Origin of the sequence: uncultured Fretibacterium sp. (assembly GCF_938030725.1) — a bacterium.
GTDB lineage: Bacteria > Synergistota > Synergistia > Synergistales > Aminobacteriaceae > Fretibacterium.
This window is the reverse complement of record NZ_CALHIQ010000077.1, coordinates 1-23,083: the sequence shown is the minus strand read 5'-3', so window position 1 is coordinate 23,083 and position 23,083 is coordinate 1. Positions and strand designations below refer to the sequence as shown.

Below are 23,083 nucleotides of genomic sequence, written 5' to 3'. Positions count from 1 at the left end.
CAAACTGTAGATGAACTTCTCCGCCATACCACTCACTCCTCGTTCGACAAAACGTTTTCCGAAAAAAGCTCCGCGCCCCGCAATCCCAAACGGCGCGAACCCGCTCTCAACCCTCCGGCTCGCTCAGACCTCGCAGCATCAACAAACCGCATCGACAGCATCACGATCTTTTATACTATAGCGTTTTCCACGGTTCTCTTCAATGGGGATTTCCAAGGATTTCATCCTGGCGGGCGGGCTCACGGCTTGCCCGCATGGGACCCCTCCCTCACCGCTCCTTCACGAACACCTGGCGCCGGGAGATGGAGTTGATGTAGCGGTCTTCCGTCAGGCTCAGGCCCCGTTCGCGGCAGATTGCGGGATAGGCGTTGTTCCAGTTGTCCCGGTTACGCTCGCCCCAGCGGCAGAAGGGGTACCAGACGATCCCCCAGAGGCCGAAGCGCGGCCGGCTCCAATCCACCAGCAGAAAGGTCCCGCCCGGCCGCAGCAGCCGCGCCGTCTCCGCGATGGCGGCGCGCCGAACCGCAGGGGGCGTTTCGTGCAGCGCCATCGAGGTCATGACCAGGTCGAAGTACCCGTCGGGGAAGGGAAGCTCGTCCATGGACGCCTTCAAAAATTCCACCTTGCAGGCGAAGGCCCCCGCTCCCCGACGCGCGCACTCCAGCTGGTCGTCCGAGATATCCGCCCCGACGATCGACGCGCTGGCGGGGCTCGTTTCAGCCAGAGCGTAGCTCAGCCCACCGGGGCCGCAGCCCAGGTCGAGCGCCTTACCGCCCTCCCCAAGCCGCAGGTCCCCCACGGCCTGACGATAAAACCGCTCCTGAAAGCCGAACAGTGCGGCAAACCTCCGGTAGTTCTCCCCTCCGAACGCGCCCTTGAAGGCCCTGCCCTTCCCCCGAAAATCCCGTGCTTCCTCAGTCATCGTGCCAACCTCCCCGATATCTTTCCAATACGTATAGTTGCTATACAATTAAGAACGCGTACCCCCCCTAAAAACCCCAACCAACTCACCGGTGGGCGCAGGACTGAAATTTCCCCTCCAGAGCGGCGTCCAGCGAGCCCAGAAAGTTCAGCAGAAAAAGCCTCTCTCCCTCCGCCGCGCCCGAGAGGAGGCCCTCCACCAGGCGGTCGAAATCCGCGTGAAGGCGCTCGTGGAAGCGGTAAGCCCGCTCGCCGTCGGGCGTCACCCTCAGGATGCGGCGGAGGCTGCTGCCCTCGTCCTTTTCCTTGACGAGCATCCCCTTCTCCTCCAGCTTCATCGCGATCTGAGACACGGCTCCCCGCGTCACGCCCAGCACCTCCGCCAGAGCCGCCATGTGCCGGTCCGGGTTCTCCTTAACGCACTTGATCAGGTGAATCTCCGCCGCAAATAGGGGCGTGTCGGTGCCGTAACGGTGCAGCCGCTCCTGCGCCTCCTGCAGCTTCAGCATGACGTTCAGCAGGCGATAGCTGACCTTCTCCTCGTTGGCCTCGTTGATGATCTTCATGGCGCCTATTGTATAGCATCTATACAATTGAGGCAAGGGGGGCGGCCTTTGCACAAGCGCCCCAAAAGGCTATAATCGTCTGTACTTAATTAAGGCCTGCTCAGGCGGCCGAGGGAGGATTCTGCAATGCCGTACGATTTTCAGGCGATAGAGTCGAAGTGGCAGAGGAAGTGGACCGAGACCCGCTGCTTCGAGGCGAAGCCGGACCCGTCAAAGGAGAAGTTCTTCTGCCTTGAAATGTTCCCCTACCCCAGCGGAGCGCTTCACATGGGGCACATCCGCAACTACTCCATGGGCGACATGCTGGCGCGCTTTCTGCGCAAGAGGGGCCGGAACGTGCTCTACACCATGGGGTTCGACTCCTTCGGCATGCCTGCGGAGAACGCCGCCATCAAGTACAAGACGAAACCCCACGATTGGACGCTCAACAACATCGACTACATGACGAAGCAGTTGAAGCGCATGGGCTACAGCTACGACTGGAACCGTGAGGCCATCACGTGCCTTCCCGAGTACTACCGCTGGAACCAGTGGATCTTCCTTCAGATGTACAAGAAGGGCCTCGTGTTCCGCAAGGAGGCGCCCGTCAACTGGTGCGACACCTGCGGCACCGTGCTGGCCAACGAGCAGGTGGAGGACGGCCGCTGCTGGCGGTGCCACAACCCCGTCTCCAAGAAGAACCTGAAGCAGTGGTTCATCAAGATCACGGACTACGCTCAGGAGCTCCTGGACGACATCGAGAAGGACCTGCAGGGCTGGCCCAAGCGGGTGCGCATCATGCAAACGAACTGGCTCGGTCGGTCCGAGGGCGCCGATCTGACCTTCCGGGTCCCTGAGCTGGACTGCGGCATCGAGGTCTACACCACGCGCTTCGACACGGTGTTCGGCGTCACCTTCATCGCCCTGGCTCCGGAACACGAGCTGGTGCAGCGCATGATGGAGCACATGCCCCAGGACGAGGCCGAGGCCATGCGGGAGTTCGTTCGGAAGGCTGCGGCTCAGAGCTCCATCGAGCGCTCCGACGCCAGCGCGGAGAAGCTGGGCTTCAAGACGCCCTTCAGCGGCATCAACCCCGTCACGGGCAAGCCCGCTCCCATCTGGCTGGCCAACTACATCCTGACGGACTACGGCACGGGGGCCATCATGGGCGTGCCGGCGGGGGACCAGCGCGACTTCGAGTTCTGCCGCAAGTACGGCATCCCCGTCGTCCCCGTGGTCCAGCCGAAGGACGGCACGCTCCTGGACGGCGACACCATGACGGAGGCCTTCACGGAGTACGGGATCGTCGCCAACTCCGGCCACTTCGACGGCATGACCACCGAGGAGGCCATCCCCGCCATGATCGACTGGGGCGAGAAAAACGGCTACTGCAAGAGGACCGTCACCTTCCGCCTGCGCGACTGGCTGATCTCCCGCCAGCGCTACTGGGGCACGCCCATCCCCTTCGTACACTGCCCGCAGTGCGGCGACGTGCCCGTGCCGGAGGACCAGCTGCCCGTGCGCCTGCCGGAGGACGTGACGGTCAAGGAGGTGGGGCACTCCCCGCTGCTGGACCTGCCGGACTGGCTGGCGACGACCTGTCCCCGGTGCGGCGGCCCGGCCAAGCGCGAGGCCGACACCATGGACACCTTCTTCTGCTCTTCCTGGTACTTCGATCGCTACTGCTCCCCCGACGACGTGGAGCGCCCCTTCGAGCGGGCCGACGTGGACTACTGGATGCCGGTGGACCAGTACATCGGCGGCATCGAACACGCCTGCCTGCACTTGATCTACGCCCGGTTCTTCACGAAGTTCCTGGCGGACATCGGCCTGATCCGCGTGCGGGAGCCCTTCACCAACCTGCTGACGCAGGGCATGGTCATCAAGGACGGCGCCAAGATGTCGAAGTCCCTGGGCAACGTGGTGGACCCCACGGAGATCGTGAACCGGTTCGGCGCGGACACCGTGAGGCTCTTCATCCTGTTCGCTGCGCCGCCCCAGAACGACCTGGACTGGTCGGAGAAGGGCGTGGAGGGGTCCAGCCGCTTCCTGGGCCGCGTGTGGCGCTGCGTGGAGGAGAACCTGGCGACGCTCAAGGCCCACAGGGGGCGCATCGTCCCCATGAGAGAGCTCAAGGAGGACGCCCTGCGGGACTTCAAGCGGAAGATCCACACCACCATCCGCGACGTGACGTGCGACATCGAGACGGAGAAGCAGTTCAACACAGCCATCGCCCGCCTGATGGAGCTGACGAACAGCCTGACCGCCCTGAAGGAGACGGGGGAGACGGCGGACTCCCTGCGCGCCGAGGCCGTGGAGGCCCTACTGCACTGCCTCTCTCCCTTCTGCCCCCACATCGCGGAGGAGCTTTGGGAGATGCTGGGGCACCAGGAGGTGATCAGCACGGCCCCCTGGCCGGAGGCCGACCCGGAGGCGCTGGTTCGGGACGTGGCGACCATCGTCGTTCAGGTGAACGGCAAGGTCCGCGCCAAGCTGGAGCGCCCCGCAGGGCTCTCCAGGGAGGAGCTCGAGAGGAGCATCGTCTCGGACCCGACCGTGCAGGAGAAGCTCGCGGGCAAGGCCGTCCTCAAGGTCATCGCGGTGCCCGACCGCCTGGTCAACATCGTGGTGAAGGGCTAAACCCTTTACCGATCGCACGCAAGGGGGGCTTCCAAACGGAGGCCCCCCTTTGTCGTTCCCCGCTGCCACCTGCCCTCCGACTTCAACGCGGGCGGATCATGCGCCAGAGCGTGGTGCGGCTGATGCCCAGCCGGACGGCTGCGGCGGTGCGGTTGCCCCCCGCCTCCTCCAGCACCCGAAGGGCGACGTCCCGGTTGATCTCCTCCAGGGTGCGGTTCAGGTCCAGGGGGGTGGAGGCGTTCTCCGCGTTGGGCGAGAGCGTCCCAACATGACGCTCACGCCCCAGCGTCCGCCGCACGTCCTCCGCGGTGATGCGCCCCTGAGCCGTCACCGCCAGCTCCCCCACCACCCTTCGGAACTGAGTGGCGTTGTGGGGCCAGGGGAACTCCTGGAGGAGGCGCAGCGCTTCGGGAGACGCTCCCAGGATCGGGCGCGGCAGGTCCGCGTTCAGGCGATTCAGCAGAAGGCTCAGCAGAAGGGGGATGCGGGACGCGGTCTCCCTCAGGGGCCGGAGACAGAGGGAAAGGCAGCACAGCCTGTCCATGAACAGGGACCCGACCTCGGAGGCGTACTCCCCCTGACGGCACGCGCAGGAGAGGAGGACGCGGTTCTGGCGGCACACCTCCATGTCGGAGAGGATGGCCAGGAGCTGCCGGCGGCGCTCTGGGCTCAGCGCGTCCAGGTTCGAGAAGTAGAGCGTGCAGGCCTCTCCGTAGAGGGGCGAGGAGTGGCGCTCCGTCAAAAAACTCCAGCTCCTATCCGTCAGCAGGCTGCAGTTGACGACGACGAAGGGGTTTCGGCTCAGGGCGCCCTGCACGTAGAGCGCGCAGGCCATGGGCTCCTTGCCCGTGCCGTCCTCTCCCGTAATCATGACGGGGGCTTCGCTCCGATTGATGCGGTCCAGGTCCTGCCGATAGTCCGCGATGCCGTCGTCAAGGCTCAGCAGGCTGCCGTCGTAGATGCGCCCCGCCTCCTCCCGCGTCAGGAAGCGGATGCCCATCTGGCGGGGCGACAGGGGCGACCGGTGGGCCGTGAAGAAGAACGCCGTGCAGGAGAGCCCCCCGGCCTCGACGCGCCGGCTGCGGATGGAGTAGAGCATCCCGTCCATGTTGCGCAGGATTCGACGCTCCTGAGCCGCGCCGGCCCTCTCAAGCTCTCCCCTCAGCAGCGCCAGCAGCCGGGGGGAGGGGTTCTCGATGGAGGAGAGAAAGAGCCGTCCCCGGTCGTCGAAGACGACCGTCTGCCCCACCTGCCCCTGAATGACCTCCTTGAAAAAACGGTTCTCCGCCCACAGCTGCGCCTGGCTGTCGTAGAGCCGGACCGCCTGATCAAAGGCCCGCCGGACGCTGTCGGCGCCTGAAGCGATGAGGAAGGAGTTCATCCCCAGCCGCCTGGCCGCGGCGTGGGAGATCGCGTCGCACAGGACGACCTCGAAACGCCTCTCCCGCAGGCGCAGCAGGGCGGGCTCCACCTCCTCCGGGGACTCGATGGTCACGATCTCGATCGGACGGCCCATGAGCTCGCAGAGCTGACGCGCGCTGTTCGTGATGTTGGCGAAGGCCAGCATGGCCGTCGGGGCCGCCACGTCGTCCGACAGCTTCAGGGCGCAGAGGACGTCGTAGGCGGACACCTCGATTTCGATGACCGGAAGCGTCAGGTGCTCCTGCAGCATCCGGGCCGTGCCGCCCCTGGAAACGAGGGCGTCGTAGTTCCCGTGAAAGCTGCTCCGCACCGCCTCCAGCCCCTGCTCCATGTCCCCCACGAACGACGTCAGCTCAACCTGCGGGTACTCCCCTGCCAGCCTCTGCATCAGGACCCCCATGCCCTCGTAGGGGGCGACGCCCAAAAGCCTGATCCGCCGCTCCATCCCTATTCCCCTTTCTTCCCTCAACTTCGGGGTTTGTTTCAAAACGAAACAAACTATCCGCTTAAAATTCTTGCAAATCCAAAATCACCTTGTATAATGAGGTCATTCGAGGAGATTCCACAAAGATATTATAGCGATTACAGCGGGCCGGACCAATGGGCGTTCCATGTTGTTTCATTATTTAACAGTCGAGGTCGAACGACGAAACCGGGCTTGAGGGGCGTGGGCGATGGTATCCCTTTTGATCGTAGCCGATGACTTTACGGGAGCGCTGGACACGGGCGTGCAGTTCGCGGCCCATGGGGCCTCCACGCGGGTCGTGACGGACCTCGACCGGGATTTCAGCCGGGACGAAGCGCAGGTGCTGGTGCTGGACGCCGAGACGCGGCACCTCGCCCCGGAGGTCGCCTACGCGGCGGTCCATCGTGCCGTGTCGGCGGCACTTCGTGCAGGCATCCCCTACATCTATAAGAAGACGGACTCCGGGCTTCGAGGGAACGTCGGCAGCGAGCTGGCGGCCGCCATGGACGCGGCGGGCGTTCAGAGCCTGCCCTTCGTCCCCGCCTTCCCCTCCATGGGCCGGATCACGCGGGATGGCGTTCACTACGTGGACGGCCTGCCCCTGGACCAGAGCGTCTTCGGTCGGGACCCCTTCGAACCCGTGCGCTTCTCCCGGATCGGCGACGTCATCGCCCAGCAGACGTCAAAGGCGGTCTTCGTCCGCAGGCCGGGGGAGCCAGGGACGGGCCGGGGCATCCAGGTCTACGACGCCGCGACGGCCGAGGACCTGAAGCTCACCGCACACGCCCTCGGCCCGGATGGCCTGCGCCTGTCGGCGGGCTGCGCCGGATTCGCCGCGGTCCTGGCAGACCTCCTGATGCCGGCCGCGCGCCCCGCCGCGGTCCCCTCCCTGCCCCCGGCGCTCCTCATGGCCTGCGGCAGCGTCAACCCCGTGACGCGACGCCAGGCGGCCGCCGCCGAGGGCTGCGGCTTCCAGCACGTCCATCTCAGCGTGCGGCAGAAGCTCGACGAGGCCTGGCCGTCGGGGAACGAGAGCTCCGCCCTGATCGAGGACTGCCTGGCGAGGGTCCGTCGGTGCGGCCGGGTGATCTTGGACACGAACGACCCGGAGGGCAGCGCAAAGACGCAGGAGCGGGCCGCAGCCATGGGACTGAGCCTGGCCCAGACCCGGGTTCGGGTATCCAAAGCGCTGGCTGAGTTGACCAGAGGACTTCTGGACCGAGGGCTCGAAGCCACGCTGCTGTGCGTCGGCGGGGACACGCTGCTGGCCTTGATGCAGGCCGTGGGGACGCACGAGTTGACGCCCGTCTGCGAGATGGCTCCGGGCGTCGTCCTGACGAGTTTCGTCTACGGGGGAAGGGCCCGTTACATCCTTGCCAAGTCCGGAGGGTTTGGCAAGCCGGACCTTTTGTGCTGCCTGGCCGACCGGATTGGCGCCGGGAGAGAGGAGAAAGCCTGATGCTGACGAAGTACGATCTGAAGATGCCGCGCGCGGTCTACAGTGGCGAGGACGCGCTGACGAACGTGGGGAACGTCCTGTCCGAAAACGGCGTGAAGAAGCTGGCTGTCTTCACCGACAAGGGGATCGAGGGTGCGGGGCTCCTGGAGCCCCCCATGGCGGAGGTTCGCAGGACGGGCGTCGAGTTCACCGTCCTGGACGACCTGCCGGCCGAGCCCTCCTACGCTCAGGCCCAGAAGCTGGTGGACCAGTGCCGCGAGAGCGGAGCGGACTTCATCATGGCCGTCGGCGGCGGCAGCGTCATGGACACGGCGAAGCTGTCGAGCGTCCTGATGACCGACGAGTACGGGATCAAGGAGCTTCTGGAGGACCCCGGCCGCGCCCGCAAGCACGTCAAGACCCTCATGATCCCCACCACGGCGGGGACGGGGGCCGAGGCCACGCCCAACGCCATCGTGGCCGTCCCCGAAAAGGAGCTGAAGGTGGGCATCGTCAACGCGCACATGATCGCGGACTACGTCGTCCTAGACGCCGTGATGATCAAGAAGCTCCCCCGCAAGATCGCGGCGGCCACGGGGCTGGACGCCCTGGCCCACGCCATCGAGTGCTACACCAGCAACAAGGCCAACCCCTTCAGCGACCTCTTTGCCCTTCAGGCCCTCGACATGATCCTGAACAACATCGAGCGGGCCTGCGACGACCCGGAGGCCATGGAGGCCAAGCGCATGATGCAGATCGCGAGCTTCTACGGCGGCATCGCCATCACGGCCTCCGGCACCACGGCGGTCCATGCGCTGAGCTACCCCCTCGGAGGCAGGTACCACATCGCACACGGCGTCTCCAACGCCATCCTGCTGGCGCCCGTGATGCGCTTCAACGAGCCCGCCTGTCGAGAGCTGCTGGCCCATGCCTACGACCGCTGCATCCACGGCGACGCCTCCTCGACGGAGGCCAAGAGCGCAGCCGTCATCGCCCGCATCGAGGAGATCGTGAAACACCTCGACATCCCCACCAGCCTGAAGGAGTTCAACGTGCCCAAAGAAGACCTGGAATCGCTGGTACAGTCCGGAATGCAGGTCACGCGCCTCCTGGTGAACAACCGCCGCCCCGTCACGGAGGAGGACGCCCGCCGTATCTATCAGGAGATCCTGTAGCATTTTACGAGCCGAACAGGCAGGACAGAGGAGGAGAACGACCTTGAAGAAGATCGCCATGAGGGGCATCATCGTCCCCATCCTGACCCCCATGAACGAGGACGAGAGCGTCAACGAGGGGGAGCTTCGCAGCCAGGTCCGCCGCATGATCGACGCGGGCATCCACGGCATCTTCGCCTTTGGAACCAACGGAGAGGGCTACGCCCTGAGCGACGCGGAGAAGGAGCGCGTGCTGACGGCCGTGGTCGACGAGGTGCGGGGGCGGGTCCCCGTCTACGCCGGTACGGGCTGCATCACCACGGCAGACACCGTCCGGCTGAGCCGCCGGGCTCAGGAGCTGGGCGCCGACGCCCTCTCCATCGTGGCTCCCTTCTACGCCGCGGCCTCTCAGGACGAGCTCTACGACCACTACATGGCGGTGGCTGAGGCCGTAGACCTGCCCATCGTGCTCTACAACATCCCGCCCCGCACGGGCAACGCCCTGGCTCCCGCCACGGTGGCCCGCCTGGCCACGGACGCCCCCAACATCGCAGGGGCCAAGGACTCGAGCGGGAACTTCGACAACCTCAAGCAGTACATCGAGCTGACGAGTGCCCTGGACAAGGACTTCAGCGTCCTCTCCGGCAACGACGCCCTGATCCTGCCCGGGCTGGTCTTCGGAGGCAGGGGCGGCATCGCGGGCTGCGCCAACGTCTTCCCTCACACCATGGCGGAGATCTACGAGGCCTTCGCCGCCGGGGACCTCAAACGGGCCATGAGGGTCCAGGACAGCATCCGTACCTTCCGAAACTGCTTCAAGTACGGCAACCCCAACACGATCATCAAGATCGCCACGGGGCTTTTGGGCTATCCCGTCGGGGCCTGCCGCAGGCCCTTCTGCCGCCTGTCCGACGAAGGCATGAAGGCGCTGAAGGAGGCCCTGGAGCGCTGCAGGGAGAACGGGCTCCATTAGGCCCACAGCCTGTCTTTTTAAGGAGGCATGTTCCATGGACAAACCCATCATCGGCATCACCATGGGGGACCCCTTCGGCAACGGGCCGGAGATCACCGTCAAGGCCCTGGCCGACGCGGCGGTCTACGATCGCTGCCGTCCCCTCGTGGTGGGCGATGCATCCAGCATCCGATACGCCGCGGCGGCGGCCCGGACGCTCTCCGGAGCGGACCTGGAGGTCCACCCCATCAAGGCCGTTAGCGAGGCCGCCTTCACCCCCGGCGTCATTGACGTCCTCGACCTGGGCCTCGTGAAAGCCTCCGACATCCCCGGCGACCCGGCGGCCCCGAAACCCTTTGGGCTGGGGGTCACGAAGCTGGGCGGCGAGGCCGCGTTTCAGTACGTGGTGAGGGTCATTCAGATGGCCATGGCGGGCACGGTGGACGCCACGATCACGAACGCCCTCAGCAAGGAGGCCATCAACCTGGCGGGGCATCACTATTCGGGGCACACGGAGATCTACGCCGACTACACGCACACGCAGAAGTACACCATGATGCTGGCCCACGAGAACCTGCGCGTCGTCCACGTTTCCACCCACGTTTCCCTCCGTGAGGCCTGTGACCGGGTGAAGAAGGACCGGGTGCTGGACTGCATCCGAATTGCAAACGACGCCTGTCTGGCCCTGGGCATCCGGGACCCGAAGGTCGGCGTGGCGGGCCTGAACCCCCACTGCGGCGAGAACGGCATGTTCGGCACGGAGGACATTCAGGAGATTCAGCCGGCCATCGACACGGCGCTGGCTCAGGGGATCAACGTCCCCGACCGCAAGCCCACGCCGCCCGACACGATCTTCAGCAAGGCCATCGGAGGCTGGTACGACATCGTGGTGGCCATGTACCACGACCAGGGGCACATCCCCCTGAAGGTGAAGGGGTTCGTCTACAACAAGGCCGAAAAGCGCTGGGAGGCTGTGGCGGGGGTCAACGTGACGCTCGGCCTGCCGATCATCCGCGCCAGCGTGGACCACGGCACGGGGTACGGCCACGCCGGCAGCGGCGGCGCCAACGCCCTGAGCCTGGTCAACGCGATGGACTACGGCATCCGGCTGGCGGAGCACCGGGGGAAGCGGTGAGACACAGAGGCAGCGCCCCTGCGGCGCAGCCCGATCACACGGAATCGAGGGACCTGGCATGAAATTCGTACTCACTCAGGCCCTTTGTCCTGAGGGGATGGAACCACCCTTCCTCTAACCCCCGCAGGAGGCCTGAAGGTTTGGTCCGGATTTTCGCCGCCGACTGAGGCGGCGTGCAGCAAAAAACGTCTTACTTTTTGAAGGAGGAAGAACCATGAAGAAGATCCTTGCGTTGTCGTTGATCCTCGCGTTTGCCGCCGCTGCGTCGGCCGAGTTGACGCAGCCCGTCAACCTGACCTTTGCGGCCCAGGAGGTGGGGACCGGAGCCTACTCGGTGGCGGCCGCCATCCAGTCGGTGCTGATGAAGGGCCTGCCCCAGGGCTCGACCATCGACCTCACCACCAACTCCCCCGGCGGCGTGGGCGCCCCCATGCTGATCCAGAACGAGGACTGCGACCTGATCGTCTCCAACGCCGGCCCCTCCCTCTGGAGCTACGAGCGCACGCCCGATCAGTATCAGTTCGGCGGCTGCAAGGACGTCCGCAGCATCGGCGGCGGCCTCGGCCACACCTTCACGAACGTCATGTTCACGAAGAAGTTCGTGGACGAGACGGGCATCACGACCCTGGAGGAGCTCATCGCGAAAAAGCACCCCGTCAAGATCGTCACGAAGAAGAACGGGTCCCTTGGGGAGCTGACGGCTGAGCGCGTCATCGAGGCCTGCGGCATCTCCGTCGAGGAGTTCAACTCCTTTGCCAAATGGGAAAAGACCGGCACCGACGCCATCAAGAGCGGCCTGCAGGACGACCTGTACGAGATGACCATCGACCACATCGACGCGGGACAGGCCACCACCACCGAGATCGCCCTCACCCACGACATGTTCTTCGTCCAGCTCTCCGACGCGACGCTCGCCAACATGCAGAAGATGGGCTACGCCCCCATCGTCATGCCGGCCGGCACCTGGAACAAGCAGGACAAGGACATCAAGACCATGGGGTCGCAGCAGAACGTCCTGGTCCCCGCAGCGATGGACGAGGAGCTCGCCTACGCGCTGACCAAGGCCATCTGCGAGAACAAGGACGAGATGGCCAAGTTCGTCGCCTCTCTGGGCTGGTTCGACCTCAAGACCGCCGCCAAAAAAGAGCTCAACGGCGCCCCCCTGCACCCCGGCGCGATCCGATACTACAAGGAGATCGGCGTCCAGGTGGACGAATAGCTCCGGCGCCATGCAAAGCCTCCTGAAGGGGAAGGCCGCGATCGTCACGGGCTCGTCCCGCGGCATCGGCAGGGACATCGCCCTCGCCTTCGCGGAGAACGGCGCCGACGTGGTGATCCACGGCACGCGAGAACAATCCGACCTGCGGGACCGCATCCGCGCAACGGGTGTTCGCTGTGAGTGCGCGGCAGGCGACATCGGCGACTACTCCACTGCGGAGCGCCTGACGGCGGCCTGCCTGGACGCCTTCGGCCGGGTCGACGTCCTGGTGAACAACGCCGGCGTCAACAGCCGAACCCCCTTCGCGGACCTATCCCTCGAGGAGTGGGAGCGCGTGCTGCGAACGAACCTGACGGGCGCCTTCTGCACGTGCAAGTGCGTGGTGCCTCACATGCTGAGGCAGCGCAGCGGCTGCATCATCAACCTGTCCTCCTCCGCCGGAAAGACGGCACACCCGAACGCCGCCCTTCCCTATGGCGTCTCCAAGGCCGGAATCAACTCCCTGACGCAGAAGCTGGCGTGGGACCTGGCTCCCTTCGGAATCCGCGTCAACGCGATCTGCCCCGGTCCCATCGAGACGGACATGACGAGGCAGTGGGCCCCGGAGTACCGTGAGGAGGTCCTGAAGTCCATCCCCGTCCGACGGCTGGGCTGTGGGGCGGACGTCGCGAACGCGACCGTCTTTCTGGCGTCGGACATGTCCACGTTCATCGTTGGCGAATCCATCAACGTCAACGGCGGTAAGTACATGAACTGACCCTGCGCCCCATGCCGGCGCAGTGCGGGGAGCCGGGATCGCCCCGGCTCCCCATTATTAAAATCCTCACAAGAAGGAAGTGAGCGACTTGAATACCGAGAAGAAGATCGCCCCGCGGACCGTTGCCGCTGTCGTCGTCACCGCGACGTTCTTTGCGTTTCAGCTGTACATCGCCCTCGTGAAACAGTTTCCTCCCATGCTGCAGAGCCCGCTGCACCTGGTGTTCGCCCTGACGTTGGTCTTCATCTACTTCCCCGCGGACCACAACCACCGCAAAAAGGTGCGGAAGGCCGCGGAATCCCAGGGGCACGCACCGGACCCGACGGAGCTCAACCGCTACGCATGGGCCAACTGGCTGGACCTCCCGGCCTTCGCGGGGATCGCCTACCTCCTGTGGTACGTCCTGACCCAGAACGCCCGACTGACCGACTACGTGGTCAGCATCTCCCCCGTCTACGGCATCGACTACGCCTGCATGATCGTCACCGTGGCGCTGCTCCTCGTGGCGGTGTACAGGACGCTTGGGATGGCCCTGGCCGCCTTCATCGCCGTCTTCATCCTCTACGCTTGGACGTCCCCCCACCTGCCCGGCATCCTCTACACGAAGCCGAAGAGCTTTCTCAAGTTCCTGAACCAGTTCACCGCGGGCATGACCATGACGGAGAGCGGCGTGTTCGGCACGCCCCTCTACACGAGCGCCAGCACGTTGTTCTACTTCATCGTGTTCGGAGCGTTCTTCTCCACCATCGGCGGCGGCCAGCTCCTGATCGACATGGGGATGAACGTGTCCAACAAATCCGCAGGGGGGCCTGCCAAGGCCGCGGTGCTCTCCTCAGGCCTCATGGGCATGATCTCCGGCTCCGCCGTGGCCAACGTCGCCACCACGGGGGTCATGACCATCCCCATGATGAAGAAGATCGGCTACGCCCCGGAGGAGGCCGGAGCCGTCGAGGCCGTGGCCTCCACCGGCGGGCAGATCATGCCGCCCATCATGGGCGTCGGCGCCTTCATCATGGCCGAGATGCTGGGGATCAACTACATGAGCGTCGCGGCGTCGGCTATCATCCCCGCGCTGGCCTACTACTTCGCGGTGTTCGTCCTGGTGGACCGCCTCGCCGCCAGGCGCGCCTCCCGCCTCAACGCCAACGTGGACGCGACCATCCGGATAAAGCGGGCCATCCTGCCCCGCCTCTACCTGCTGATCCCGGCCATCCTGCTGGTGGCCTGGATCATCCGCGGCGCCTCGCTGATGCGGTCCGGCATGGTCGGCATCTTCGCCTGCATCGCCTGCAACGTCCTCAACCGCTTCTTCAACCGGGACGACTACATCAACCTCAGAGGTCTCGCCGCCTGCTGCATGGACGGCGCGCGTCAGGCCGCCAGCATCGCCATCCCAACGGCGGCGTGCGGGATCATCATCAACGTCGTCACGGGGCAGACCTCCCTGGCCACCAACCTCTCCAACCTGATCAGCGCCCTGGGGACCAGCAACCTGTTCCTCGCCCTGAGCATCGCCATGATCGGCTGCATGATCCTGGGCATGGCGCTGCCCACCGTAGCCGCCTACCTGGTGGGCGCCATCCTGTTCGTACCCTGCATCCAGCCCATCCTGCTGGCCAGCGGCATGAGCGGCCCCGTCGCCAGGCTCTGCGCCAACATGTTCGTGTTCTACTACGGCATCATGGCTCAGATCACCCCGCCCGTCTGCGTGGCGTCCTACACCGCAGCGGGCATCGCAGAGGCCAACGCCATGAAGACGGGCATGAAGGGCTTCACCTTCGCGATGGTCGGCTTCATGGTCCCCTTCGTGTTCGTGTACAACCCCGCCATCCTGCTTCAGGGCTCCGTGGCGGAGATCGCCGTCTCGACGCTTCAGTTGGGAGCCGGAACCTTCTTCCTGGCCGTCGTCGTGGCCGGCTACTTCAAGGGCGAGCTGAACGTCCTCGAGCGCGCGCTGCTGTTCGCGGCAACCCTGTGCCTGATCGCCCCGGAGTACGTCAGCTCCGTCGTGGGGGCCGTCCTGGGCATCGCGGTCCTGGCCGTCAACTCCCTGAAGCGGAAGCGCGCCCTCGCGGAAGGGGGGATTTCCGAATGAGCCGGCACAGCGTGGCCATCGCGGGCAGCGGTCTGGCCGCCCTCGCCACGGCAGCCCGCCTCCACGAGCTGGGCGTGCGCGATATTGCCCTCTACGCAAACGGCTTCGGCGGGACGCCCTTCATCGCGGCCATCAACTTCGTCCTGCCGGACAACCCCTACGGCGACACCCCGGAGCTGTACTGCGAGGACATGCTGAACGCGGGTTACGACATCGCCGACCGGGCGGCGGTGCGTCGGATGACGAGCCGGACGGCGGACGGCTACGAGCTCCTGTGCCGCTGGGGCGTGACCTTCGCTCGCAACGCGGACGGGACGCTCAAGCGCCGCCACGTCTCCGGTCACACGCACCCCCGCTCCCTCTGCCAAACCACCCGGCTCATCGGATTCGAGATCCTGCAGGCCATGCTGCCGCGCCTCGAGGCGGCGGGCGTCGAGGTCCACCGCAGGTGTCCGGTGACGGGCCTCCTGACGCGGGACGGGCGCATCGAAGGGTTCACGGTCCTGGAGGACGGCGCACCGCACAACGTCTACGCCCCGGCGACGGTCGCAGCCTGGGGCGGCGTGGGCGGCCTCCTGGGCCCCACCACCTATCCGGCCGACGTCCAGGGCAACACCCTGGGGATGGCCAAAGAGGCCGGAGCCGCGATGATCGACATGGAGTTTCTGGAGTTTGAGCCCATGGTCATGATGGACCCGCCGGGCACGGTGGGCGAACCGGCCCCCACCGCCATGCTGGGGGAGGGCGGGCACCTTCTGAACTCCCTGGGGGAGCGCTTCCTTCTGTCCGTCCGGCCCCAGGGAGAGGGCGGCGCGCCCAAGTCCCTCATCAACCGCGAGGCCTGGAAGCAGGTCCAAAGCGGCAAGGGCAGCCCCAAGGGCGGCGTCTTTCTGGACCTGCGCCACATCGACCGCGCAGTGCTGCAATCCTATCCCTGGTTCTACGACCGCCTCATGAAGAACGGCTGCGACCCCAACCGACAGCTGTTGGAGGTGGGGCCCATGGCCCACAGCTTCTCCGGAGGCATCCGGATCGACGCCGACTATCGGTCCGACGTCCAGGGGCTCTATGCCGTGGGCGAGGCCTGCGGCGGGCTACACGGCGCCTGCCGCTGCGCCGGAAACGCCGCGAGCCAGGCCGTGCTCTCAGGGCTCCTCTGCGCGGAGGGCATCGCAAAAAACGGCGGCCTGGACCGCGCAATCTCCCCTCATCCCATACGATACGCTCAGGACGCGGCCCTGCGCGAGGAGGTCCTGCCAAAGCTGCGAGACATCGCCGCCCACGCCCTGGGAATCTATCGCAACGGCCCCGACCTGGAGGCGGCCCGCTCCGCCGTGAAGGCCATCCTGGACGACGCGGCAACGGCGCGGGATGACCTGACGCGCCAGTCCGCGCTGGCCATCCTGACGATCACCGAGGCGGCGCTGAACCGCAAGGAGAGCCGCGGTACCCACAACCGCCTGGACTTTCGGGAGACCGATCCGGCGTTTCAGCGAGAGTTCACCCTTTGAGAGAGGCGCCCCTGTGGCACAGACGGCGGCCCCACGTCGCCTGTGCCGCAGGATCGCAGCCTGAAACTCCGACGCGACACGCCGAATGAACGCCTGGCCCCTCCGCATCCTACCCCCGTCGAAACGGTATAATAATCACGAGCGTCCCGCCGGAGACCAGCACCCCCAGCAGGACGCTCATCAAGCTCTTCCTCCCTTCGCGTTTCCGCCCCCGCCCTCCGGCAAGAATCATCGCAGGCACCCCCGTCGGGGAGAGTCAAGCCTGCGGGCCAGCGCCGCCGGTCACTTCGTAGTATACTCGACTAAACGGAAAGGACACCTTCCTTCGTCAACGGGTCAACGCTGGAGCTTCAAGGTCCCGAACGAAGGACACTGGGGGAATACGATGATCAAGATCGAGAAGATTTGCCTGCGAAACTTCAAGACCTACAAGAACGCGGAGATGTCAAACGTCCCGCGGTTTTGCGTAGTGGTTGGGGCAAATGGCTCCGGAAAGAGCACCCTTTTTGACGTGTTCGGCTTCCTCCGGGATTGCCTGACGTTCAACGTTACCCGAGCCCTCCGGACCCGGGGCGGATTTCATGAGGTGGTTTCACGTGGAGCCGACGGGGAGAACCTTTCCATCGAGATGCAGTATCGTATGCCGATCACGGGAAGGGAGCGCCTGGTGACGTACAGCCTGGAGATCGGGCTTGAGGGGAAGTCGCCGTGCATCGTGCGCGAGGTTCTGCGCTACAAAAGGGGGGCTCATGGGTCGCCCTTCCACTTCCTGGACTTCTCCAGCGGCGTCGGGGAAGCGGTCACGAACGAGGAGGATTTCGACAAGACGGACGAGGAGCTGACGAAGGAGAGGCAGGACCTGGGACAGCGGGATGTCCTCGCCATCAAGGGGTTGGGACAGTTCCAGAGGTTCAGGGCAGCCAATGAACTGCGTCAGCTGATAGAAAACTGGCACGTTTCAGATTTTCACGTCAGTATGGCTCGAGGCGTCAAGGAGGCGGTTGGAGATGCCGATCACCTCTCGGTCACGGGAGACAACCTCCAACAGGTCGCAAAAAACCTTCATGATTCCCATCCGGAGGTCTTTCAACGCATCCTCCGGAAGATGCAGGATCGGGTTCCTGGCGTGTGCGACATCGAAACCGAGGACACGCTCGACGGAAGGTTGCTGCTGAAGTTCAGGAACGACACCTTCGAGGACCCTTTTATTGATAAGTTCGTCTCCGATGGGACCATCAAGATGTTTGCATACCTCGTCCTGCTGCACGATCCCCAACCGCATCCCTTTTTATGCGTCGAGGAGCCGGAGAATCAGCTTTACCCCAAACTTCTGCCCACACTTGCGGAGGAGTTTCGCGAATACGCCCTCAGGGGAGGGCAGGTATTCGTGTCCACGCATTCCCCGGACTTCCTGAATGCCATCGAGGTGGACGAGGTCTTTTGGTTGGAGAAGAACGAAGCCGGGTTCACCGACATCCGACGTGCCAGCGACGACCCCCAGATTGTGGACTATATGAAGGATGGAGACCAGATGGGATACCTCTGGAAACAGGGACTCTTCGGCAAGGTGGATCCCCGATGAGCACTTTGGTCTGCCTTTTGGAGGAGCGCTCGGCAGAGATGATGCTTCGGGGCATTCTGCCGCACCTCATCCCGGAGGACTGCGAGGCCGTTTACATCCCCTTCGAGGGCAAACAGGATTTGGAAAAGCAACTGGTGAGGAGAATTCGGCTGTGGAGAAAGCCCGACTCGTGGTTCCTCGTCCTGAGGGATCAGGATGCGGGAGATTGCATCGCCGTCAAACAAAACCTGCAAGAACTCGTCAGGAAGACGGGGAAGGAGGATCGCACCCTCATCAGGATAGCCTGTCACGAGCTTGAGAGCTTCTACCTTGGCGACCTACACGCCGTCGAAGAAGGGCTTGGCCTGTCCGGCCTGACACACCGTCAGGAACAAAAAAAATACAGGACGCCGGATGCTCTGTCCAACGCATGTCAGGAGCTCAGGATGCTGACGAAACAAAGCTATCAGAAACTGAGTGGCTCGGAGAGGATAGCTCCCTGCCTAAGAGTGGACGGAAGCAATCGTTCGACCAGCTTCAACGCCCTGGTTCAAGGGATCGGACGGATGCTTTCCCGTTGATCCGGTCCATAGGGCACACGCCGCAGGGTCGCGGCTTGAAACTCCGACGTGACGCGCCGAATGAGCGCCTGGTCCCTCCGCACCCTACCCTTCCGAAACGGTATAATAATCACGAGTGTCCCGCCGGGGGATGACGGACGGCGAACGAGGCGATGCGGGCCGTCTTTTTGATGTAGGGATGCAGGATAAAAAGAAAGCGTCCGCAGGACCGGGCGCACGATGAGGGAGACGACAACACTATGGAGAAAAACGAGCTCAATCGCGTTCAGTTTCACGACCTCATGAAGTACCGCTTCATCTCCTCGCCGCGCATCTCGCCGAACGGGGCCAAGGCGGCCTTCGCCGTGCACCAGGGGGACCTTGAGGGCAACCGCTACCTCTCCTGCCTCTGGCTCTGCGACCTGACGTCCGCTCACACCTCCCAACTGACCTTCTCCGGGATGGAGCGGGCCTTCTGCTGGTCGCGAGACGGGCGGGACCTGATCTTCGTCAGCGGCCGCAGCCCTCAGCCCGGAGAGCCCGAACCTGCCCCGGACGCGCCCAAGGACTCCCGACTCTACCGCATGAACGTCGCCGGAGGCGAGGCCCGCTTTCTGGCCGCCCTGCCTCGCACGGTCACGGCCCTGTGGGACCTGGGGGACGGCAGGCTCCTCCTGAAGACCACGGACCCCCGCAAGGGCGAGCGCTTCGAGGACGCGGACTACATGGTCTTTCAGCAGATCCCCTTCAACTCCAACGGCAAGGGCTTCACGGCCCAGCAGAGGTCCCGCCTATCGCTCCTCACCCTGGAGGGCTGCGTGCTGGAGGACCTGACCCCGGAGACGATGGACGTCCGGCAGGTGCGCCTGTCGTCGGATGGAGCGCGCGTCCTCCTCACCGGAGTGGACTACGAGGACGTCATGCCGCTGACCACGGGGGTCTGGGAGATCGACCTGAGCTCGAAGGCCCTGAAGGAGCGCCTGCCGCAGGGGCAGTACACGTGGGGCTGCGCCGCGTTCTTCGAGGGGGAGGTCCTGCTGGCGGGCACGGACATGAAGCGCCACGGCCTCAACGAGAACAAGCGGTTCTTCATGGCGCAGGAGGGCGCCGCCCCCCGCTGCCTGACCCCGGAATGGGACCGCAGCCTGCACAACTCCATCATCTGCGACTGCCGGTACGGCATCGGCCCCATCGGGGAGAGCTTCGTCGTGGACGGGGACAAGGCGTGGTTCGTTTCCACCGAGGGCTGGCGCTCCCGACTCTCGACCGTGGACGCGCAGGGCGCGGTCGTACAGGTCACGCGGATGCTCCGCAGCGTGGACGACTTCGACGTGAAGGGCGGCCGCGCGGTCGTCGTGGGCCTGGAGGGCTTGTCCCTGCAGGAGCTCTACCTGATCGAGGACGGCGCGGAGCGGCGCCTGACGGACCTGAACACGGCGGCCCTCGAGGGGACGGACCTGAGCGTCCCGGAGTACATCCGGCTGGAGAACGGGACGCCCGATGGGCTGGACTGCTGGTACATGCGCCCCATCGGCTTCGAGGTGGGGAAGAAGTACCCCGCCATCCTGCACATACACGGCGGGCCCAAGGCGACCTTCAGCGACGTGTTCGTCCACGAGATGCAGTGCTGGGCGGCGGAGGGGTTCGCCGTCCTCTTCTGCAACCCGCGGGGCAGCGACGGCAAGGGCGGCGGCTTTGACGACATCCGGGGCAAGTACGGGACCGTGGACTACGAGGACCTGATGGCCTTCGTGGACTGGGCCGTTCAGACCCTGCCCTTCGTGGACGGCGACCGCCTGGGCGTGACGGGCGGCAGCTACGGGGGCTTCATGACCAACTGGATCATCGGGCACACCAACCGCTTCCGCGCCGCAGCGACCCAGCGCAGCATCTGCAACTGGGTCTCCATGACCGGCATGACCGACATCGGGTACTACTTCGACCCGGACCAGCACTGAGGAGCGGACGTTGGGGACCCGGACCAGCACGGAGCGGACATTGGGGACAGCGTGGAGACCCTGTGGGACCGTTCGCCCCTGAAGTACGCCGACCGGATGAGGACGCCGACGCTCGTCATCCACTCCGACGAGGACCACCGCTGCGACCTGGGGCAGGGGTTGCAGCTCTTCACGGCACTGAAGCGCGGGGGCGTGGAGTCCCGCATGTGCGTCTTTAAGGGCGAGAACCACGAACTTTCCCGCTCAGGCCGGCCCCAGCCGCGCCTGGCCCGGCTGCAGGAGATCGCGAAGTGGCTGAAGGAGAGGGTGTAAGAGCTTAAAGAGGAGGGGCGGACGCTGAAGCGCCCGCCCCTCTCGAACCGCTCTACTCCAGTTTCAGCAGGCGATCCGGTATGTGGCAGTAGCCGCCCGGGTTCTTGTCCAGGTACTTCTGATGGAATTCCTCAGCCCGCGAGTAGTTGTCGATGGGCAGCACCTCCACCGCGAGCGCCTTCCCCTCCTTCTCCTCCACCGCGGCGCAGACCTCGCGGATGGCCTCCTGCTGCGCGGGGTCCGTGTAGTAGATACCCGTCCGGTACTGCCGGCCGTAGTCCCCGCCCTGGCGGTCCCTGGAGAAGGGGTCGATCGCCATGAAGTAGCGCTCCAGGAGGCGCCGCAGCGGGAGCTTCGCCTCGTCGTAGAGGACCTTCACCGTCTCCGCGTGCCCCGTATTCGCCTTGCTGACCTGCTGGTAGGTGGGCTCCACGCCGTTCCCGTTGGCGTAGCCCACCTCCGTCTCCACCACACCGTCGAACTGGTCCAGGAACTTCTGCATCCCCCAGAAGCAGCCGCCCGCCAGGTAGATGACCCGGACGTCCTTCCCGTGCGCCGCAGCCTCCGCCGCTGCCGTGTCCGCAGGCCACAGCTCCCGCTTCAGACGGCCCAGCCCCGCGGCCTCCATCTCGTCAAAGGGGATGAAGCGAAGCGCCGCGGAGTTGATGCAGAACCTCTTTCCGCCCCGCTCCGCCGGACCGTCCTCGAAGACGTGTCCGAGGTGGGAGTCGGCGCCTGTGCTCCGAACCTCGACGCGCGTCATCCCGTGGGACGAGTCGCCCCGCAGGGACACCGCCTCCGGCGCGATGCTCTTGGAAAAGGCGGGCCAGCCGCACCCGGAGTCGAACTTGTCCTTGGAGGAAAACAGGGGTTTCCCGCTCACGACGTCCACGTAGACGCCCTTCTCGAAGAAATGGTCGTACTCCCCGCTGAAGGCCATCTCCGTCGCGGCGTTCTGGGTGACGTTCCAGGCCAGGTCCCCGATCCGCTGCCTCAGCTCCTCCCCACTCTCTCCATTCGTCCTGCTCTCCACGGATTCCACCCCCTCGTTTTTTCTCGGCTTTTCAGGCGCTCCGTTCGCCCCTCGCGCGGCCAGGACGGCGACGCAGGACAGACAGAACAGGAACAACGCAAAACCCTTACGACTCAACAGAACACAACACCTCCGAAAAACTGTTTGAAACGCCCCGCGCCGGTCGACCGGAAGGACGGCCGGCTCAGGGGATTCCCACGTAGGCCACGACGACGTCGCCGGCGTACTGCGGCGCCAGGTCGAGGCAGGGTTTCATCCGATGGAAGGTGACGGTCTTGTGCGCGCACACCGCCGCGCCCAGGACCTCCCCCGTGTCGGTGTCAACGCCCGACGGGACGTCCACGGACACGATGTGGAGGGCGCACCGGTTCATCGCCTCGATGGCGCGCCGGGGAAGGCCCTCAACGGGACGGTTCAGGCCGATGCCGAACATCGCGTCAATGCAGGTTTCACAGCCCTTCAGGGCGTACTCGAAGTCCTCGAAGCTCTCCTCCGTCAGCGCGTAGACCGACTCCGGGGACATCCTTCTCATGATCTCCAGGTTCGTCCTGAAGTCGGCGCTCCCGCCCTCGGGGTCGCCGACCAGGTAGACGCGGACGTCGCGCCCCAGGAGGCACAGGTGCCGAGCCACGGCCAGGCCGTCGCCTCCGTTGCCCCCAGGCGCGCAGACCACGGCAAACGCGCTGTAGTCCTCCACCTCGCGCACCACCGCCAGGGCGGCGTTCTCCATAAGGAGGAGGCTGGGGATGCCAAACTTCTTGGCGGCACGCTCCTCCATCCGACGCATCCTCTCGCGCCCGACCGTCTCCGGAGAGCTCACGCCGCGGTAGACCACCTCGCGGACCAGGCCCTCGCCCATCAATTCCTCCACTCCAAAACCCTCCACAATCATCGCGTCATTTTCCCCCTCTCAGGGGGCCAGGCCGTCGGTCCCTGTCCTGCGCCGCATCCACCACGCAAACCATGCGCCGCAGCCTCGTTCGGGCCTATTATATCAAAAGGGGTCGGGCAGACCCCGACCCCTCCTCAATTTAGGCGTTCCGGCGGACGGACCTCTAGTGCTTCGTCACGAGGTCCGTCAGGTAGTCCATGTCCGCCAGGTACGGCAGGGTGATGTGCTCCCCCGTGCGCTTTTTGTTGAACTCGGCCGACGTCTCGAGCGCCGCCTCGTTCCGCGCCCAGGCCCGGCGCGCCACGCCACCCATGACGTCCCAGCTCATCGCGCTCCGGATGACGTCGTCCACGCGGAAGGAGCCGTCCAGCACCAGGCCGAAGCCGCCGTTGATCGCCCGACCGATGCCCACGCCGCCGCCGTTGTGCAGCGCCACGAGGCTCATGCCGCGCGCCGCGTTGCCCGCGAAGCACTGCACCGCCATGTCCGCCATGACGTTGCTGCCGTCCTTG

At 65.2% G+C, this 23,083-nt stretch carries 16 protein-coding genes and 2 pseudogenes; 12 read left to right on the top strand and 6 right to left on the bottom strand.

Going from position 1 to position 23,083, the window contains the following annotated elements; translation table 11 throughout:
* Positions 1-268: 268 nt before the first annotated feature.
* Together Q0629_RS04545 and Q0629_RS04540 are read right to left on the bottom strand one after the other, a co-directional pair.
* Positions 269-922: a class I SAM-dependent methyltransferase gene (locus Q0629_RS04545; protein ID WP_298779496.1), complete on the bottom strand. Its 654-nt coding sequence runs from the start codon at positions 920-922 to the stop codon at positions 269-271.
* Positions 923-1,007: 85 nt separating this feature from the next.
* Positions 1,008-1,514: a MarR family transcriptional regulator gene (locus Q0629_RS04540; RefSeq protein ID WP_298779494.1), complete on the bottom strand. Its 507-nt coding sequence runs from the start codon at positions 1,512-1,514 to the stop codon at positions 1,008-1,010.
* Between the two features lie 99 nt (positions 1,515-1,613).
* Here Q0629_RS04540 and leuS point away from each other — a divergent pair, with 99 nt between their 5' ends.
* Positions 1,614-4,106, top strand: coding sequence for a leucine--tRNA ligase (leuS, locus tag Q0629_RS04535; RefSeq protein ID WP_298779492.1), 2,493 nt, complete (start codon positions 1,614-1,616; stop codon positions 4,104-4,106).
* A gap of 82 nt (positions 4,107-4,188) precedes the next feature.
* On the opposite strand, the gene Q0629_RS04530 is transcribed toward leuS, so the two are convergent.
* Positions 4,189-5,973 (bottom strand): sigma-54-dependent transcriptional regulator, encoded by a 1,785-nt coding sequence (locus tag Q0629_RS04530; RefSeq protein WP_298779490.1) that lies wholly within the window; start codon positions 5,971-5,973, stop codon positions 4,189-4,191.
* A 229-nt stretch (positions 5,974-6,202) separates the two neighbouring features.
* Between Q0629_RS04530 and Q0629_RS04525 the strand changes: the two genes are divergently transcribed.
* The 11 genes and pseudogenes from Q0629_RS04525 to Q0629_RS10160 all read left to right on the top strand — a co-directional run bounded on the left by Q0629_RS04525 (position 6,203) and on the right by Q0629_RS10160 (position 20,646).
* Positions 6,203-7,453, top strand: a complete 1,251-nt coding sequence (locus tag Q0629_RS04525) for a four-carbon acid sugar kinase family protein (protein WP_298779487.1) — start codon at positions 6,203-6,205, stop codon at positions 7,451-7,453.
* On the top strand, positions 7,453-8,607 hold the full coding sequence (locus tag Q0629_RS04520) for an iron-containing alcohol dehydrogenase (RefSeq protein ID WP_298779484.1): 1,155 nt from the start codon (positions 7,453-7,455) through the stop codon (positions 8,605-8,607). Before Q0629_RS04525 ends, Q0629_RS04520 begins: the two co-directional genes overlap by 1 nt.
* A gap of 43 nt (positions 8,608-8,650) precedes the next feature.
* The gene (dapA, locus tag Q0629_RS04515) at positions 8,651-9,559 is read left to right on the top strand and encodes a 4-hydroxy-tetrahydrodipicolinate synthase (RefSeq protein WP_298779482.1); all 909 of its coding nucleotides are present in this window, start codon (positions 8,651-8,653) and stop codon (positions 9,557-9,559) included.
* Positions 9,560-9,593: 34 nt separating this feature from the next.
* Positions 9,594-10,673 (top strand): 4-hydroxythreonine-4-phosphate dehydrogenase PdxA, encoded by a 1,080-nt coding sequence (locus tag Q0629_RS04510; RefSeq protein WP_298779480.1) that lies wholly within the window; start codon positions 9,594-9,596, stop codon positions 10,671-10,673.
* A 214-nt stretch (positions 10,674-10,887) separates the two neighbouring features.
* A complete protein-coding gene (locus tag Q0629_RS04505) occupies positions 10,888-11,892 on the top strand; it encodes a TAXI family TRAP transporter solute-binding subunit (RefSeq protein WP_298779478.1) in 1,005 nt (334 codons plus the stop codon).
* Between the two features lie 10 nt (positions 11,893-11,902).
* Positions 11,903-12,649 (top strand): 3-oxoacyl-ACP reductase family protein, encoded by a 747-nt coding sequence (locus Q0629_RS04500; protein WP_298779475.1) that lies wholly within the window; start codon positions 11,903-11,905, stop codon positions 12,647-12,649.
* Between the two features lie 88 nt (positions 12,650-12,737).
* Entirely contained in the window at positions 12,738-14,744 is a 2,007-nt protein-coding gene (locus Q0629_RS04495; protein ID WP_298779473.1) for a TRAP transporter fused permease subunit, read from the top strand.
* Positions 14,741-16,255, top strand: a complete 1,515-nt coding sequence (locus tag Q0629_RS04490) for an FAD-binding protein (protein ID WP_298779445.1) — start codon at positions 14,741-14,743, stop codon at positions 16,253-16,255. Before Q0629_RS04495 ends, Q0629_RS04490 begins: the two co-directional genes overlap by 4 nt.
* 385 nt (positions 16,256-16,640) lie before the next feature.
* Positions 16,641-17,837, top strand: a complete 1,197-nt coding sequence (locus Q0629_RS04485; protein WP_298779443.1) for an AAA family ATPase — start codon at positions 16,641-16,643, stop codon at positions 17,835-17,837.
* Positions 17,834-18,397 carry a DUF4276 family protein gene (locus tag Q0629_RS04480; RefSeq protein ID WP_298779441.1) on the top strand — a complete coding sequence of 188 codons (564 nt, stop codon included), beginning with the start codon at positions 17,834-17,836 and terminating at the stop codon, positions 18,395-18,397. The genes Q0629_RS04485 and Q0629_RS04480 overlap by 4 nt, the downstream gene beginning before the upstream one ends.
* 239 nt (positions 18,398-18,636) lie before the next feature.
* Positions 18,637-20,646: pseudogene (locus tag Q0629_RS10160) on the top strand (S9 family peptidase).
* 52 nt (positions 20,647-20,698) lie between these two features.
* On the opposite strand, the gene msrB reads toward Q0629_RS10160, so the two are convergent.
* The 3 genes and pseudogenes from msrB to Q0629_RS04460 all read right to left on the bottom strand — a co-directional run.
* The gene (msrB, locus tag Q0629_RS04470; protein WP_298779438.1) at positions 20,699-21,796 is read right to left on the bottom strand and encodes a peptide-methionine (R)-S-oxide reductase MsrB; all 1,098 of its coding nucleotides are present in this window, start codon (positions 21,794-21,796) and stop codon (positions 20,699-20,701) included.
* Positions 21,797-21,863: 67 nt separating this feature from the next.
* Entirely contained in the window at positions 21,864-22,550 is a 687-nt protein-coding gene (locus Q0629_RS04465; RefSeq protein WP_298779435.1) for an NAD(P)H-hydrate epimerase, read from the bottom strand.
* 184 nt (positions 22,551-22,734) lie between these two features.
* A pseudogene (locus Q0629_RS04460) lies at positions 22,735-23,083 on the bottom strand (urocanate hydratase); the annotation flags it as partial.